The following is a 17,363-nucleotide window of genomic DNA, read 5'->3' as shown; positions in this document are numbered from 1 at the left end:
TCGCTAGTGGGTGCACAGTGGATCGTTTTTGGGGGTAGTTGATGCAAGTCCAAACGTGGCGAGAGAACGCCGCATGCAAAGGGGTACGGCCGAGTCTTTTTTATCCGGAAGACGAATTGGAAGAGCGCAAAGCCAAGGCTATTTGCAACCTTTGCAGGGTGAAAGATCGTTGCTTGGAGTTCGCTCTGGCTAGCGGGGAGTCAGAAGGGGTTTGGGGCGGTCTGAATACTCGTCAAAGGAGACGACTCGCAAGAGCCCGTCGCGAACTTAAGGTGTACGTTGGGCTTTGAGCGATGCTAGCTTCGGAGCGGTAATTTGCGAAATGGGTTGGCTCTTTGAAGCGCCGTTTTTTTTATCGATCGTATCCCAGTAGCAATATATCTTGTAGAGCTGTGAGGTTTCTACTATGTTATCTGAAGCTCCCTTATCTTGCTGATTGGTAACTGGGCTCTTAACCCAAGACCATGGCTGGAGAATTTTGCGAAGTCGGGGTTTTGGCGATTTTGGGGCCCTGCGATAGGGTATTTTGGATTTCATGGCGATGGCAGTTCGAGCCATTCGATTGCCATGGGGAGTTTGCTTTGAAATGTTTGTCTCTTGCACAATTGTCAAGGCCTCTTTGTTATCGCGCAATAGTCAGTCTGGCAACAGATTCGAAGCCCCCAAAGTGTTAGCCTAATTTGATGTTCTGCGAGAGTTAGCTCTATGTTGATCAGAGATTCTCCAGTAAAACTGGAAATGGGTTGTCCTTTTTGACCTAGCGTTCAAAAGGTCTGTGGTTTGATGAAAGGGATGGTAGGTAGATAGATGGTCGGATCCAAGCGTATATTGAACCGAGAGCATTTGAGGGGCTTGATCGCAGAACAAGAGGTTCAGTTCTACGATAGAACCGCAAATTCCAGGGCCCTTTTTGAAGAGTCATCCAAAGTGCTCCTTGGGGGAGTGCCAATGAGCTGGATGAATAAGTGGATCGGCGGATACCCGGTTTTTTTCAAATCTGCTACTGCCAATAGGATCTTTGACGTTGATTCCCGCGAATATATTGATTTTTGTCTTGGGGATACTGGGGCCATGGCAGGTCATTCCCCGTTATCCACGGTTAGCGCAATTACTCAGAGAATTGGCCTACTCGGCGGTATCACCACAATGCTTCCAAGTGCCGATTCCGTGCTCGTAGGCAAGAACCTCTCAGAGCGCTTTGGACTGGATTTGTGGCAGTTCACCCTCTCTGCTACGGATGCAAATAGATTTGTAGTGCGTTTGGCGCGGCAGATTACAGGCCGAGGCAAGGTGATGGTCTTTTCCTATTGCTATCACGGTACCGTTGATGAAACCTTTGTGGTCTTAGAAGACGGGGTTACTAGATCGCGGGCCGGGAATGTTGGACCAAGTGTTGATCCATCTTCGACAACTGTCGCTGTTGAGTTCAACGATTTAGATGGCGTGAAAAAGGCGTTGGCAACTGGCGAGATTGCATGCATTTTGATGGAACCCGCCATGACTAATATAGGCATTGTCCTACCAGAAGATGGTTTTGTAAAAAGCGTGATCGAGGCGGCCCACGAAGTTGGTTCGTTGGTTGTAATTGACGAGACCCACACCTTTTCTGCTGGTTGGGGCGGCTGTACCCGAGAATGGGATCTGCATCCTGATTTTTTGACGATTGGCAAATCTCTAGGAGGTGGCGTTCCCTTTGGTGCTTTTGGGATTACTACAGAGGTTGCTGAGCGAATTAATTCTCAAACTGGTGTGGACTATGTAGACACCGGGGGAATAGGAGGCACTTTGGCGGGGAATGCCCTATCTCTGGCCGCAGCGAGAGCGACTTTGCTTGAAGTCTTTACCAAGGAAACCCAGGAGGCAATGAATGCGCTCTCAGCACAGTTTGCATCCGGGGTACAGCGCGTCATAGACGGGGCCGATCTTCCTTGGACAATTTCTACTTTGGGTGCTCGTAGCGAGTATCGATTTACTCCAGTGCTTCCAGTAAGTGGTGGTGAGTCAGCTGCTTCAGCCGATGAGGATCTTGATACCTACATGCATCTATTTATGGCAAATCGAGGGATTTTGATGACTCCTTTTCACAACATGGCACTCATGTCCCCTAAGACGACTCTTGAAGATGTTTTGTTCCATGGCCAAGTCTTTGAAGAAGCAGTAAGTGCAATCGCATGGATTTGAAGGATCTGGTATCTCGGTTTTCGTATTTGTGGATTGATTGGTCCAGAGTCCTTTTTTGGACGTCTCGTCGTTCGAGAAAGCCTTTTCGAACTTCGTTTCTCAACTCTTGGATGTACCAAGGTGAAACTGTTTGTGAGTGGCTAGCTAGTTACCTCTTACTTGATACGCGACTAAGGTTATTACATAACCGTATACAGATAATTATATCTGTATACGGTTATTCGCGGAGATGACTCAATGAGACCCGACACATTTTCATTACCGAGCAAGCTTAAGGAGCTTCCTTGGTTCACCTACGCCGATGCCAAGAAAAGTGGCTTACCACGGCAGTCGCTTTACCATTTACGAGATAAAGGAGAAATCGCGCAGTTGGCCCGTGGTATTTACCAAGCAACGGAAGCTAGTGACACAGATCCTTCCCTCATCGCTGCTGCAGCGTTACGTCCCGAAGCGATGCTATGCCTCCAGTCAGCTCTCGCTAGACACGACTTGACAGACGAGATTCCGAGGACGATTGACCTGGCGCTGCCTCGAAGCAAGAGACACCCGGCAATCAACGGACCAATCCGGTGGCACTCGTTCGATGTGGGTACCTTCGAGATCGGACGAACAGAGATTGAGATTTTCCGAGGAATTTTGATGGGCATCTATACGCCTGAGCGCTGCATTATCGATGCGTTCCGGCTGCGCGGAAAAGAAGGATACGAGACGGCGAACGAGGTTCTAAAGTGATGGCTTAAGACGTCTGGTTCGCAACCATCAACGCTATTGCGTATGGCGCAGACGTTCCCGAGGACCATCGGGCCACTTCGACATGCGCTTGAAATACTACTATGACCTTTGACCCGACGACAATATCAAAACTAAAAGCGTTCCGGGTGTGAAACTGGTCCTCCACTTCTTTGGGGGCTCACGCTACCCCAAATCCACACCGACTAGCGAGGAGACCTTATCTTGTGTAACTCCCGGATTCTCCCTAATACCTGAATCCGCTAGCGCGTTTTTTTTTCAAGCGTCGGTAGCGAAAGCAGTCTTGCCTTGAAGCGCTTGGTCATAATTGTCAGCCCAATCTCCGCCGTGCGTCATGAATGAAAGAGGTTGTAAATCACCTACAAGCTGATAACAATCACACTGCAATGCTACATAGATGATGGAACTACGCCCTCCGGGATCGCCTTTTGGGAGGAGATTCCAAACCACCTTATCGATAATGGCACGGGGCATTAGCTAAAGAGCGTTGTTCAAAGAGCGTTGTCCAAAGCGGTACTAAAAAAGTTAGAGCAATGACTCTTTCAGGTATGAGTTAAGAAGACGAGTGAAAACAAACCACTGACGAAGCGTTCGAAATTGGTATGGATGATGTCGAAACCGAGGGACGTCGAACTTTCGGGACAACTTGGAGACTAACCCAATTAGTGCTCCCCTTGGCTATATGGGGGCATCCGGCGTGTAGGTGGCGTGAGCTTAACATCAGGCGTTTATGTGGAACATGAGAACCCAGTCCTAGACGTTCTTGGCTAAGCCCACATGGGCTAAGCCCAAAGATGAGGAAAAACCTACAAGTTGCAGATCAACAAGAGGGAAAGTACCAAATGCCTATGGATTGGGGGCGGACCATCCCGTAGTAGCTACGAAGTCCTTGTAATGAGGATGTAAGCCAAAGAGATGGAGTAAACAGCAGATCTAGTTGTAATTGGCAAATGAACAACTTCTCAAGGTAAAAGTTGAGGGGGAGGGATCAAATGTCAAGACCACGACAAGAAAAAGCTTTTGACAAAAGACAAGTACGTCGTACTTAAAGCATACAAAGAGGCAAAAGCCAATCACAATAGACACAAAGCGAGCACCAGGGATTGATAAGCAGTCCATCTCAGTCTTTGAGATGGATCTAAAGAACAATCTCTACCAACTCTGGAATCGAATGGCTTCTGGAAGTTATTTTCCAGCGGCAACTAGATATGTCGAGATAGACAAGTCAGATGGCGGTAAAAGAATCCTAGGTATTCCAACCGTCAAAGATCGCATCGCCCAAGGGGTAGCTAAAGCCTACATAGAGCCAAGATTGGAAGAGGTCTTCCACGAAGACTCCTATGGTTACAGGCCGAATCGCTCAGCCCATGATGCCATTGAAAAAGCACGCAAGAGATGTTGGAAGTACGATTGGGTCATTGATCTAGATATCAAGGCCTTCTTCGACACAATAGATCATGAACTGCTGCTAAAAGCTGTCTCTATGCACGTATCAGAGCCATGGATAATTCTCTACATCAAACGTTGGTTGAAAGCTCCAATGCAAAACAAAGATGGACAACTAATAGATCGAGAGCAAGGATTACCCCAAGGAGGCTTATGCGAAGCTTCGCATAAGCCTCCCTATGTGAAGTAAACGATTATGCGAAGTTGAAAGACATACCCGCATTTCACGGTGGTATTTGGGTCTGATTTACTTCGCATAACGCCATGGTGTTCCAAAATGGAGTGGCAGATCTTTATGATCCCATAGTCCATTGAGGAGGCACTAAATTGATTCCTGAATCATTTTCACAATTGACAACTGACTTGGAAGCCGAGCTATATCGGCTGCACTATACCCAGGCGACTACCAACTACTATCGCCGCATGTGGAACCATGTGGGCGGCAACGTTTCTTGAAAGTAAAGAGCCGAGCAGTTCACTGAGGAATTAGGTCTTCGATTCTTGGGGCATGTAGATATTTCCACTACCGAGATTTATGCCCGAGCCGATACCGAGTTGAAACGCTAAGCTCTCGAAAAGGCGTATCCCAACATGATCTCGCCAGATTTGCTCGAATGGAAGGACGATGCTGACCTCCTTGCCTCCTTGACAGGTCTTTGAGGAATTGATACCCGATTATGCGAAGCTAGTGCACCGGTAGATACCCTGTGAAATGCGGGTATGTTTTTCAACTTCGCATAATCGTTTACTTCACATAAGGCGGGGCGATTTCTCCGATTTTGGCGAATCTGTTCTTACATTACGCTTTTGACAAATGGATGGTAAAGAACTTACCCTATGCCCCGTTTGAACGATACGCGGATGACCTTTTGGTACATGTGAAAACAAAGAAACGAGCCGAAGAGATCCTAGAGGCTATAGGTCAGAGAATGACGCAGGTCAAGTTGGAGTTACATCCACAAAAGACCAAAATCGTCTATTGTAAGGACTCCAACCGTAAAGGAGAGTTCGAACAAATACGCTTTGACTTTCTAGGATTTACCTTTGCACCACGCTACGCCCGCAATAAGTTCAAGCAGCAGTTTAACAACTTCCTGCCAGCGGCTTCAGATAAAGCGGTAGAAGAAATGGGCAGAGAACTTAGGCGGTTTCGTATTCACCTCCAAACAGGCCAAACCATAGCCGAACTCGCCAGGCTTTACAACCCGGTGATCTTAGGCTGGATCAACTACTATGGACGCTTCTACAAATCCAGATTAGGCCAACTCCTCCGACGTATCAATATCTATTTGATTAGATGGGCACGCAAAAAGTACAGGCGACTTAGCATACGAGCAAATGCTTGGAAATACCTATCTCAAATAGCCGAACGTGAACCCAATCTTTGGGCTCACTGGTCATTTGGGGTAATACCAAAAGTCGGTTCGCTAGGAGCCGTGTGAATTGAGAGGTTCACGCACGGTTCTGTGAGAGCGGGGAGGGGAAGTTCCTCCCCGCCACTCGACAAATTCCCGGAAAATCGCACCAATTGGCTGCTTTAGCCATTGGCCAAAGGCCCTCTGGGGCAACTGGGAGCCTTCCACGTTGGTTTTCATGGCACAAATAAGCCATGGCGTGAAAGTTTGGATGAACAACTTGCATAAAACCGTTAGTCTGGATTCATGTCCCAGGGTTCAAAAATTAGTAGTTCTGCTTCCAGTCCTTCAATTGATTGGAAAAATATCCTCGGAACCTTGATGGCGGGTCAATCTTTGACCTATGAAGAGTCATACAGTGCGATGATTTCGTTGCTTGATGGAGAGCTCAGTCCGATTATTGCATCAGCGTTTTTGGTGGCGATTCGAGCCAAGGGAGAGACCGTCCAAGAGATGACAGCCATGGCGAATGCCATGGTTGATGAGGCAGTCATGTTGGACTATCCTCATGACTTGATAGATACCTGCGGTACCGGTGGTGATCAAAAACACACAGTCAATATCTCAACTATGGCGGCCATCGTTGTGGCTTCTAGTGGAATTAAGGTGGCAAAACATGGAAATCGAGCTGCATCATCGCTTTCTGGTTCTGCTGACGTCCTAGAGGCTTTGGGTGTTCGAATAGATTTGGGTCCCACCCAAGTACGTCGTTGCTTAGATGAGACAAATATTGGTTTTTGTCTGGCGCCTCGATATCATCCGGCAATGGCAAATGTAGTTCCCGTCAGACGGGGACTTGGCGTTCCGACATCATTTAATTTTCTGGGGCCTCTAGTCAATCCAGCCAAAGCCAAGCGGCAGGTAGTTGGCGTCTTCAATGGTTCAATGTTAAAGACGATGGCGGAGGTCTTGTCCAAATTGGGATCAGAACATGCTCTCGTGGCCCACAGCTATGACGGCTATGACGAATTGTCAACAACTTCGCCAAATTATGTTGTAGAACTTACCCGCGACGGAGATTCGAGCGCAATTTTTGACGAGTATGTTTTGGATGCTATGGACTTTGGTCTTCGCAGATGCGATCCAAAAGAGCTTCTCGGGGGTGACGCAAGCTACAACGCATCGATCCTACTTGAATGCTTAGATGGCAAGCAAGGCGCGGTGCGAGATATCGTAGTGTTAAATTCTGGGGCAGGAATCTACGTTGGTGGGGGAGCACGCTCCATCGCCGACGGAATTGAGATGGCTCGAGAGTTCATTGACTCGGGTCGCGCTAAAAGAACCCTTGAAGGATTTATTGCCACTTCCAACATGTCATAGTTTTTCCTGCGACTAGCGAAGGATCATTTTCAAGTTTGAGGCACCACAGAGAAGTGGGTACCTTGGATTAGCGTTGTCGTACCTCTTGTTAGAAGTTGGCGAAAATGAACGGTGCGAAAGAAAAGTCGGTAGTGCTAGCGGAGTCGACGTGGTAAGGACTTCCCAATCATTGACCCTTGTTATGTACTTCCAGAGTAGCCATAGTTCATCAAACGTCTCAGGGTCGGGTGTACCATTTGGGCGCGCAAGCTTTGGCGGATGATCGCCTCTATTTGGTAGCGGTGTGCCTGATGTAATTTTTATTTGAGAACTTCCTGCTAGAGTGGAGATCTTTTTTATCTCTTTGACGGATATATCTATCTGCCCGAAGCTCAAGAGCAGACGAACGTCTTGTGAGGAAGCGTAAAGCTCAAGTATTTCGATCTCTTGGAGGTAGCAGGTTATCCATTGGCGAAGGATACCTTTGATTAGATAATCGGAACCCCTGCGGAGCAACTCGGCTCGTTCGAATTCACATGATGAGGCTAGGGTCATCATCTTTATGTGAAGGTGGTGACTTAGGTATTGTAGAATCCGTAGCGTCTCGTTTGATTTACCATTTGGCGCTGTTGGCTTTGGGGATGTCAAAAGTTCAGTGATTCCTGTGATAATATCAAAATCTTCTTTTGTATTATCTCGCGAGAATAGGTTGGGTTCTAAGATCGACTGCAACGCGAAATTGGCAAGTTTCGCAGATGCAGAAGATCGGAAAGGACCAATCGCTTGGCTATCGGATGACCACTGGGGACTACTCAATCGTCGTATTGGCAATTTGTTCGTCTTGCCTTTGGTGGACTTCCTATTTATAGGAAGCTCAATATAGCAGAGGTTGGATGCCTCAATTTTTCCCAAAGAGTTAAATCGAGGGCGTAGCTCAGCAATGAGTTTTGACTCAAGAAGTAGGGCCTCAAGTTCCGTGGCAGTGGTCGCAATGCCTACTGAGGCTAATGAGCCGAGCATGGGGTCTACCTTTTTTCTACTGTCTGAATTGAAGTAGGAACGAAACCTCTCATTGAGGTTGGTTGACTTCCCAACATAGCTGACCTCTCCGAGTTGATTTTCAATCCAGTAGACTCCGGTTTTTCTTGGAATGTAGTTGCAAATCCTAAGTTTTTTGGCATGCCTGTCGCCTATAAGATTTGGCAGTGCTTCAAACTCTTCCAGAAAGACAACTCCATAGCTCGACGAGCGCTCGATGAGGAGATGAAGTAGATCCACGGTGGCAAGTACGTCAGCCATAGCTCTATGGGCTGGCTGGTGATCAAGTTTTAGGGCACCAGCAATAGTGGACAACTTGAAATTTGGAACTTCACCGCGCAAGAGCCGTCGGGAGAGAGTCAAAGTGTCAATTGTCGCGTTATCAATCTTGGCACTTGGCCAATATCTCGAGACCGCTGCACCTAAAAACGAGAGGTCGAACCTTACGTTATGGCCTACAACCACGGTATCTTCTGTCATCTCATAGAAGCGAGTTATAGCCTCTTCAAGCGAGGGTGCTCGCTCAAGCATTGCAGGTCGGATGCCTGTCATCTCGCTTATAAATGGAGTGATCTCTCCTTTTATCGCCACTAGAGTTTCGTAAGAGTCAATCACCCTACCTCCTTGGACCACAACGGCAGCGATCTCGGTGATCTCGTTGTCGATCGCTGAAGTGCCGGTGGTCTCGACGTCGACCACTAGAAACTTGATTTTATCGAGGTAGGAATCTTGATGGTGAAATTCAAGTTGCATTGTCTGCGTCCCGGTGATATCTAGATAGAACATACGTACGACAATATCTTAGGCTTGTAATATCTGAGATGGTGTTGGTGGAGCCAAGTCAGATGAAAGTCTTGATAGCTTTTCGCATTTGGAGCAAATGTTTTTTGTAGCTGGCTTGGTCGTCGTCGCTTTATGGATCAAAGTTTTCACGAGTTTCAATTTGGCGGTTAGACTGAAAGGTCGTGTAGTGTTTCATCTTGGTTGCGTTGATTGTAGGACTTCGAGGTACCCTTGATTCGAACTGCGGAGTTGTAATGACTCTTGTTGAACGGTTGTTCTTCTCAAGATAAGAGCATTTCTGACGAAGTTTGAAGGGTTCGAGTTATTAGTAGGTGGCATCGCAATGATAGATTTGAGGCGCTTTGGTCCTCTTCGCTTATTTTGCGGTTATCCCCAGAGCCGTGCTTTGAAGTTCGATTGGCGCTGCTCCTAGTTGAAGCGACACGTCAGAGGCCTTAAAAGGTCTCTATTTTACAGGTTTATTTTTAGATAGAAACGAAGATTTTGCCACTATGAGTTCCGTTCAAATGCCTAAATATCGTTGTGATAACTGTGGCAATAAGACCAGATTTGACGTTGTAGCTTCGGAGCGATCGAAGTCTTTCTTCCATTACAGCCTTGGGGGAGAACTTGGTATCGAATCTCGTGAGGTTTTGGAGTTTGTTGTAGAGTCGGTTACTTGCCGATGGTGTGGTTCGAATAAGTCCGTAGTCGACGATAGTGCCGAAGTTGCAGCATCTATAGAGCAGTGACTTTTCTAGGTTGAGCTCAAATTAGGTGAAAGATCTCGCTTGCTACTAAAGCGCTGCCAAGACTTTAGCCTGTGTATTGGTCGGAAGCTATTTATCAAAGAGAACCATGAGGAGCCGTCAGGGACGGCTTATCTCTAAGTTGTTAGATTCATGATGACATTGGTCATGATTGCGATCGAAAGTTTTCACATTCATTTAGGATTAATAACATCTAGATAGTGTTAATTACTGGCGTGGTGGATTACGGACTTGGGCCACAAGTATGGCCTTTGTTCACCATGGTAGGTATTGAAGAATTGAGTTAGGGCAGGAATAGATGGCGAGCGAACTAACTGTAGAGTTGACTACTAAGAAAGAGCGATCCAAGCCAAAGCCGTGGCAGATGGCCAAAGTCACCGATATTATTGTCGAGACACCAGAGACAAATACCCTTCGAATTGCAGTGCCTGAGGCGGATCCGTTCCTTCCAGGTCAGTATTACAATATTAGAATTCCAATTGAAGGTCGTCCTCGCCCTATTCAAAGAGCATATTCAATCGGATCATCTCCGCACCCGGATTCCTCAATAATCGAGGTAGGCATCAGGGAGACTCCAGGAGGTCTGGTGTCGCCGGTTCTGGTGCGACAAGTGGCACCGGGAGACCTTTTGGAGGTACGTGGGCCCTACGGTGCTTTTACTTGGACCCAAAGTGATGGTGGTCCCGTGCTTTTGATTGGGGCAGGTTCTGGTGTTGTGCCTTTGATGGCCATGATTCGATATCAAATTGCTATGGGTACTTCAATTCCTATGCATCTTCTTTTTTCGTCCAAAAGTTACGAATATGTTATCTATGGTCGGGAGTTAGAGGAACTAAGCGCCGAATATGACTGGCTAGAGGTGAGCCATTCATTTACGCGTGATCCGGATGACGCTAGGGCGAGATACCATCGTCGCATCGACGCTCAAATGCTTGAAGAGATATATGGTGAAGTATCCGCTCGCGTTGCTTATATATGTGGGCCTCCTGAGGTGGTAGACCTCTCTGAAGAGATTCTTCTTCGGTTGGGAATGGACCCAGATGGTGTGCGTACGGAAAAATACGATTGATCTATGACCATCTTGGTGGATAGACCAATGTGGGAGTTTCGTGGGGTGATGCATGCGCATTTAATCTCGGATCATTCGCTTGTGGAACTACACGATTTTGCATTCATGCTTGGGTTTCCTGAACGCGCTTTCCAAGGAGATCACTATGACATTCCGGACTTTCTGATAGACGCAGCCCTGGAACTAGGCGCACAACAAGTGGATTCTAGGGAGCTTGTGCGACGGTTGAAGCTATCTGGACTTCGACTAAGTCCAAAGCAAAGAGACAGGGGCGGTCACTCCTAGTACCTGTAATCACTCAAGGCACGTGGATAGCAAATTGACTGGATTTGAAGATCGATTTGGCGATGTCGTGGTCGACCAATCGTCTCTGTTGCGCGGAAATAATGATGGAACTTTATTTAGAACTTGAGGCGAAGTCTCTGGAATTGGGGCTAATTGGCTTTGGGGTGGCACCTATAAGGCGTTTTAGAAATGTCTTGGTAATGCTCAAAGATCGCAAGGAGATCGGTCTAGCCGATTCCATGGAGTTCACCTATCGAAACCCTAAACGATCGACCGATCCCTCGGCGATCTTAGATGGTGCGCGTTCCATGGTTACTCTTGGTCTTTCGTATTATCCATCCACGGAAATTGCGATTGAATTTTCCTCTCCAATTGCTAAATATGCGCGGAGCGACTTCTATTCGATCTTGCGGGATCGCCTTGAGACTTTGGCGAAATTGATTCGATCTAAAGGGTTTAAGGCTGTAGTTGTCATGGACTCTAACGCGCTTGTCGACAAAGAGGCTGCTGTGCGAAGTGGTTCTGGCATCTATCTAAAGAATTCACTGCTTTCCATACAAGGCCATGGAAGTTTTGTCGTAATTGGAACCATTATTACAGATGCTGAGATTGAGAGGTCGCCAAAGCGCTCTCGGATTACGGGTTGTGGGAGTTGTACTTCGTGTATTCAAGCTTGCCCCACCTCTGCCATTGGCCCTAACGGCACAATCGATGCACGGCTGTGTATATCTTGGGTACTTCAGCGACCCGGAGGGATTGACCCTGCCCTGAGGAGCCGCATTGGCGTTCGAATCTATGGGTGTGATATCTGTCAAGACGTATGTCCCTACAATGCGAAACTGAAGGCTAATGAACCTCACTTGGATGAGGTGGTTTCCGATCTTATAGCAATTTTAGGCCTCGGCGATCAGGAATTATTGGAGCGGTTTTCTCACCTTTATATCTACAAGCGGGACGTAAATACTCTACGGCGCAATGCCTTAGTAGGCCTCGGAAACTCTAAAGCATTACAGCTCCAAGAGTTCCACAGGGTATTAGAGGTCTTGAGGAACTACTGCGAAAGTGACGATTTGATCTTGGTGGAGCATGCCAAGTGGGCCCTAGATCAACTTACTTAGTTTCTCGAAGTGGCAGTCCCGAAAGCGACAGTACCTTCTGTGGTGCGCGCTCTTATTCAAATTGAGATCGAGTAGTTTGAATAGCGAGCAGTTTGTCCTTCGGATTTCTTCCGGAGCTAGGAGGTGTGCTTAGGACAAAGTAGCCCATTCAGAAGTCGCTAGACTGTGGAAGATTTTCCAGGGTGATTCGGATAATTTTTAGCTCCCTTTGATCATGCGTCTGGCTCATTGCACTTCTCGAAGGATTTTCATCTTGTTTCACCTTTTGAGATAAAGACCTATTATCATGACTGAGACCAAAAAGTAATCGAATCGCAAGTATCTCAATGGAGGAATGTGACCTTTAAGCGCTCAAAAAAGTCCCTTAGCTGGAAGGCGAATCAAAAGCTAGCGCCTGTGAGGCATTTTTTGGTGACCAACGACTTTCCTCCCAAGGTAGGTGGAATCCAAAACGCATTATTTGAGATCTACAAGCGACTACCACCTGAATCGTTCGCGGTCATAACGCCACACTATCCGGGGGACGATGACTTTGACAGTGGGTTGCCCTTTAAGGTAATTAGGGTTAGGTGCAAGAATCTGCTACCTACTAAATCATTTGTACGAACCCTTGAGGACCTCATTGATCAGATGAATCCCCAAAGCGTAGCACTGAATCCAATTTTACCAATTGGGATGCTCTCCAAGAAGATCGATAGAGATGTAACTATTCTTCTTTGGGGAGCTGAGGCGGTTATTCCCGCTCGACTTCCTGTTTTGAGGTCGTTGGTCAAGCAAGCTCTGTCGGGCGCAAAGGGGGCGATCTCGTGTGCCAACTACACCCTAGATGCTCTTTCGAATGTGCTTTCCCCACAAGCAATGGCCCAATCTACAGTAGTCTATCCCGGTGTAGACAGTGCGAGATTTGAACCTGCGACCAAATCACAAAAGGCGGAGTTGAGGGTCAGATATGGCTTTGCAGATGACGCATTTGTCATATTTTCAATCTCACGCTTGGTCCCTAGAAAAGGTATGGATGTCCTGATCTCAGCTGCGGCCTTGGCAATGGCAGAGATACCTAACCTGGTGGTGGCGATAGCAGGAGATGGAAGGGAACGTCGCCGACTTGAAGCGCTGGCAAAGGAGTCTTCTGCGCCAATTCGATTCTTTGGACGGGTGAGCAACGATGAATTGGTGAGTTTTTATCAACTTTCCGACCTCTTCTCGATGCTTTGTTACAACCGGTGGTTTGGACTAGAACAAGAAGGGTTTGGCATCGTATTTTTAGAGGCAGCCGCATCGGGTCTTACGATAATTGCCGGTGATTCCGGGGGGTCAGCAGAAGCAGTTGGAGGCCAAGGCTTTGGCTTTGTTCTGCGAGATCAAAGAGACCCCAAGGCTGTTGCACAAAAGATCATTGAACTCTATAAAGATCCTAATCTACGCAGCCAAGTCTCGTCGGCGGCTCGAGAGAGGTCGCTTAGGGACTTCAACTATGAGATGCTTGCCGATAAATGGCGTAAATATTTTCAGTTATAGGTTTATTCGGTCGTGTGGTAGGGTCTTGTTTGCTAGATATAGAGATATTTTGGCAAACAAGGGTCCTTGGTAACAGGTTTTTTTTGAAACAATTGATTATGATAGCTTTGGCGTGATTAATGAAGCGTCATTATCAGCGATATGTAAGAGTCCGCTCAATGTTTATTGATGTGTGACCAATAGGTTTAAACTGGAACGGCGAGGTGTTTTATGGACAAGACTGTTGAGACCGCGATTGTAGCAGCAAGTCCTGGCGATTGCTACAACATCGCGATTGACTTTGAACGATATTCAGAGTGGGCTGGCGATATCAAGTCTGTTGAAGTACTTGAGCGTGATGAATTAAATCGCGGCAAGCGCGTCTCTTTCAGGGCAGCTGCCTTTGGCCGTAGCGCTGCATACACCTTGATTTATTCATATGGTGACTCGGATCTTCCTACGATAACTTGGTCGCAAGAGAAGGCAGACCTCACATCTAAATTGGATGGTCGTTATCTCTTTACTCCAACCAAGGATGGAATGACTGAGGTAAGTTACTCTCTAGAAGTTGATCTATTGGTGCCAATTCCAGGGTTCGTGAAGCGTCGTGCCGAGGCAAAGATTGTCCATAGTGCTCTAAAGGATCTTAAGACGCGCGTAGAGGCAAAGACGAATCATGACGGCGCAAACCGACATTAGTGTTATCTTTTAGGGTTGGCTTTGATTTGGGCGGGACAAAACTCGCTGGAGTTTTGGTCGATCAAAATTTGAAGCCTGTTGCTTCTTGCTTCGTGCCTGCCCCCACTCATGGACAGTGGCTAGGGGAGGCGATGATGGACGTAATTGGGCGCCTATGTATGACCGCCAAGATCGTTCCAGGACAGATCGAGGCCGTTGGTGCCGGCTTGCCCGCTTTGATAGCCCCAGGCGGAGCCATTCAAAGCTGTGCTCATCTTCCTAGCCTCGTTGGCATGGACATTCAAAACGAGATACAAAGTGCAGGTCGGTGGAGAGTTCATCTTGAAAATGACGTCAACTGCGCAGCTGTAACCGCGATGGCGAATCACGGTAGTTCGTTTCTGCTTTTGACTATTGGTACGGGTATCGGTGGTGCGCTCGTTGAAGATGGAAACCTGCGACGGGGTTTTAGAGGTTTTGCAGGTGAATTTGGACATATGGTGATTGCCGTAGGCGGAGACCAATGCGTCTGCGGTAAACGTGGCTGTGCGGAGGTCTATGCATCGGGTAGTTTTTTAGCTTCACGAGCTCGACGGGCTATGGAGCAGGGCCGTCTAAATGAAATACCCGATGATGCGGACGCAACGTCAATAACATGGACCAAACGTATCTTTGAGATTGCTGCTACCAACTTGGTCGCAAATCGGATTGTTGAAGAGTTCTGCTCCTATTTGGCAGTAGTCATCTCTAACTTAATTGAGGCAACAGATGCCAAGATGGTTTTGATAGGCGGAGGAGTCTCTGCCTCATTTGATCTCTTTGAGGAAAAGTTGAACCATGCCTATCTCTTGGCGATGCCCAGCGATCGCCTTAGGCAAGATATTGTCTTTCAAGCGATTGAATTTGGACCATTGGCCGGCGCTATCGGCGCGGCTGCAATTGCGTAACCTCATATCCATAACTCCCTAGCTTTGTGAATTGAGCTTTGTGAATTGAGCTTTGTGAATTGAGCTTTGTGAATTGAGCTTTGTGAATTGAGCTTTGTGAATTGAGCTTTGTGAATTCTTAAAGCTTTTAGCCCTGCGATGATGCAATTGCCCCCCCCCACACAAAAGGTGTCAGTTGGCCGTCTCGAGACGAACCCTAAATCTATAGTAGACACCCGTCTTTTACCTGTGGCGTCTTTTTGGTTAGCGTTTTTCCCAAGGCGATTGAGCGGTTTGATTCTTTGGTTGTGGCTGAGGGCCTCCAGGTTTATGGTTACCTTCTTCTACTTTTTGTTGCTTTGTGGCGACCCATTCCAGATTACATTATCTATCCGAAAAGGCTCTATCCCAAAAGGCTTAGTCTTTTCCTGGGTGAGCGAACCCAGGGGATCACAAAGATGAGTTTTTGAGGAAGAGTTGAACGTGGCGACCTAGAACTCTTTATTGGTGATTCGTAATGATGCTCGCAGGGGATTTCCGTCTCTGTATGCGTGGGCCTGTTTGATGGTCGCCATCTAATCATACTTTAATGAGGCAGTCTTGGTCGTATAAGGGTTTGGGGGGCATGTGACAAGAGGATGGACCTCCTTAGAGTTGATTTTATGATTATTCAGCCATATTTTCAAGCTGAACGATCAAAAGCGACCATACTAAACTAATACAATGGAATTTCGCAGAATTAATGGTTTGCCCCCGTATGTCTTTGGGATTATCGATTCGATAAAGAAGGATCTGCGCCGTGCTGGCGAAGATGTAATTGATCTAGGATTTGGAAATCCAGACATACCTTCTCCCGAGCTCGCAGTCGCAAAGTTGACCGAGGCGGCACATAATTCGCGGAATCATCGTTACTCTTCTTCGAAGGGTATCCCCAATTTGAGGCGTGCGGTTTCTAGCCTCTATTTGCGAAAATATGGCGTAGAGATTGACCCCGATACTGAGGTCGTTGCCACGATTGGCGCCAAAGAGGGTCTCTCTCATCTGATGTGGGTCCTTGTGGGACCGGGAGATACAGCATTAGTGCCGTCGCCATCGTACCCCATTCATATTTGGGCTCCTCTCTTCGCGGGTGCGGAGGTTCGTCAAGTTCGTTTGGGCGAGCCCGGGTCGTCACCCGAAACTTTTTGGGAGAACTTGCTGGAGGCATATGAGTCCACCTGGCCTAAGCCTAGAGTAATCGTTGTCTCCTTTCCTCATAACCCAACGACAATGTGCGTAGATCTACCATGGATGAAGCGGTTGGTAGACTTTGCTCGCGAACGTGGGGTGATTATTGTTCACGATTTTGCGTATTCCGATACCGCCTTTGATGGGTACAAGCCACCTTCGATTATGCAGGTAGAAGGAGCTAAGGAGTGCGCGGTCGAGTTCTACACTCTGACCAAGGCTTACTCGATGGCGGGCTGGCGGATTGCATTTATGGTTGGCAATAAGGATGTCGTTGCTGCCTTGACCAAGTTGAAGAGCTATCTTGATTACGGGGCATTTCAACCGATTCAGATCGCGGCAACAGTGACTTTAAATGAGTTGGATGAATATCCGCCACTGGTGAATGCTCAGTATCTAGCACGTCGAAATGCGCTATGTGATGGTTTAGCCAAGATCGGTTGGGAGATACAAAAGCCAGCCGGGACTATGTTCGTATGGGCGCAGATACCAGAACCGTATGCGGAGTACGGATCGCTTGAGTTTGCTAAATTTTTAGCGACTCAGGCAAATGTGGCTACCTCGCCTGGCAATGGTTTTGGTCCTGGTGGCGAAGGCTTCGTGCGGTTTGCGCTGATTGAAAACGAGCTTAGGATTGCCCAAGGAATTAGAAATCTCAAGCGAGCCCTTGTGAAACTTTAGAGTTCGAGCCGATGTGCCGGGTGGTGAACCAGGGTGCTTCCAGACGGTCAGATAGATTTGCTCGAGCCAGGGCGATACAAGCCTTAATCATCTATGGATAGCCTCGACCTCTAGAGTCAGCTGGGGTCCTTTTAACTAAGGAATTGATCTATGGGGTGTTTTGCCTGGCAGTTCGAAAAGGGTAAATGATTGATCGATTT

General features: G+C 47.5%; 15 protein-coding genes. 14 read left to right on the top strand and 1 reads right to left on the bottom strand.

The features are described from left to right. Positions 1-41 precede the first annotated feature (41 nt). From ACIDITHRIX25_RS75350 to trpD, 6 genes are all read left to right on the top strand, one after another. Positions 42-290, top strand: coding sequence for a WhiB family transcriptional regulator (locus tag ACIDITHRIX25_RS75350; protein ID WP_082058797.1), 249 nt, complete (start codon positions 42-44; stop codon positions 288-290). 517 nt (positions 291-807) lie between these two features. After that, positions 808-2,181, top strand: a complete 1,374-nt coding sequence (locus ACIDITHRIX25_RS75345) for a transaminase (protein WP_082058796.1) — start codon at positions 808-810, stop codon at positions 2,179-2,181. 237 nt (positions 2,182-2,418) lie between these two features. Further along, entirely contained in the window at positions 2,419-2,913 is a 495-nt protein-coding gene (locus tag ACIDITHRIX25_RS75340; RefSeq protein WP_052606695.1) for a type IV toxin-antitoxin system AbiEi family antitoxin domain-containing protein, read from the top strand. A gap of 1,150 nt (positions 2,914-4,063) precedes the next feature. Continuing rightward, entirely contained in the window at positions 4,064-4,567 is a 504-nt protein-coding gene (locus ACIDITHRIX25_RS75335; RefSeq protein WP_201732875.1) for a reverse transcriptase domain-containing protein, read from the top strand. A gap of 577 nt (positions 4,568-5,144) precedes the next feature. Further along, positions 5,145-5,819, top strand: coding sequence for a group II intron maturase-specific domain-containing protein (locus ACIDITHRIX25_RS75330; RefSeq protein ID WP_349632151.1), 675 nt, complete (start codon positions 5,145-5,147; stop codon positions 5,817-5,819). Positions 5,820-6,038: 219 nt separating this feature from the next. Next, the gene (trpD, locus tag ACIDITHRIX25_RS75325; RefSeq protein WP_052605603.1) at positions 6,039-7,112 is read left to right on the top strand and encodes an anthranilate phosphoribosyltransferase; all 1,074 of its coding nucleotides are present in this window, start codon (positions 6,039-6,041) and stop codon (positions 7,110-7,112) included. 12 nt (positions 7,113-7,124) lie between these two features. Here the strand turns inward: trpD and ACIDITHRIX25_RS75320 are convergent, their stop codons facing one another. Beyond that, positions 7,125-8,915: an exonuclease domain-containing protein gene (locus ACIDITHRIX25_RS75320; protein ID WP_201732874.1), complete on the bottom strand. Its 1,791-nt coding sequence runs from the start codon at positions 8,913-8,915 to the stop codon at positions 7,125-7,127. Positions 8,916-9,439: 524 nt separating this feature from the next. On the opposite strand from ACIDITHRIX25_RS75320, the gene ACIDITHRIX25_RS75315 reads away from it, so the two are divergent. The 8 genes from ACIDITHRIX25_RS75315 to ACIDITHRIX25_RS75280 all read left to right on the top strand — a co-directional run bounded on the left by ACIDITHRIX25_RS75315 (position 9,440) and on the right by ACIDITHRIX25_RS75280 (position 17,163). Next, positions 9,440-9,664: a hypothetical protein gene (locus ACIDITHRIX25_RS75315; protein WP_052605610.1), complete on the top strand. Its 225-nt coding sequence runs from the start codon at positions 9,440-9,442 to the stop codon at positions 9,662-9,664. A gap of 316 nt (positions 9,665-9,980) precedes the next feature. After that, entirely contained in the window at positions 9,981-10,751 is a 771-nt protein-coding gene (locus ACIDITHRIX25_RS75310) for an FAD-binding oxidoreductase (RefSeq protein WP_052605601.1), read from the top strand. A gap of 3 nt (positions 10,752-10,754) precedes the next feature. After that, a complete protein-coding gene (locus tag ACIDITHRIX25_RS75305; protein WP_052605600.1) occupies positions 10,755-11,036 on the top strand; it encodes a DUF4031 domain-containing protein in 282 nt (93 codons plus the stop codon). 101 nt (positions 11,037-11,137) lie between these two features. Continuing rightward, complete coding sequence (queG, locus tag ACIDITHRIX25_RS75300) at positions 11,138-12,154, top strand: tRNA epoxyqueuosine(34) reductase QueG (protein WP_201732873.1); 1,017 nt, start codon at positions 11,138-11,140, stop codon at positions 12,152-12,154. 336 nt (positions 12,155-12,490) lie between these two features. After that, the gene (locus ACIDITHRIX25_RS75295; RefSeq protein ID WP_052605598.1) at positions 12,491-13,672 is read left to right on the top strand and encodes a glycosyltransferase family 4 protein; all 1,182 of its coding nucleotides are present in this window, start codon (positions 12,491-12,493) and stop codon (positions 13,670-13,672) included. 210 nt (positions 13,673-13,882) lie between these two features. Then, positions 13,883-14,350, top strand: a complete 468-nt coding sequence (locus ACIDITHRIX25_RS75290; RefSeq protein ID WP_052605597.1) for an SRPBCC family protein — start codon at positions 13,883-13,885, stop codon at positions 14,348-14,350. Beyond that, entirely contained in the window at positions 14,350-15,276 is a 927-nt protein-coding gene (locus tag ACIDITHRIX25_RS75285; protein ID WP_201732872.1) for an ROK family protein, read from the top strand. The genes ACIDITHRIX25_RS75290 and ACIDITHRIX25_RS75285 overlap by 1 nt, the downstream gene beginning before the upstream one ends. 702 nt (positions 15,277-15,978) lie before the next feature. Continuing rightward, the gene (locus ACIDITHRIX25_RS75280) at positions 15,979-17,163 is read left to right on the top strand and encodes an aminotransferase class I/II-fold pyridoxal phosphate-dependent enzyme (RefSeq protein ID WP_052605595.1); all 1,185 of its coding nucleotides are present in this window, start codon (positions 15,979-15,981) and stop codon (positions 17,161-17,163) included. Positions 17,164-17,363: the final 200 nt, after the last annotated feature.

It is taken from the genome of Acidithrix sp. C25 (assembly GCF_904848545.2).
Note: the sequence above shows the minus strand (reverse complement) of the source record. Positions and strands in the feature narration are given on the sequence as shown.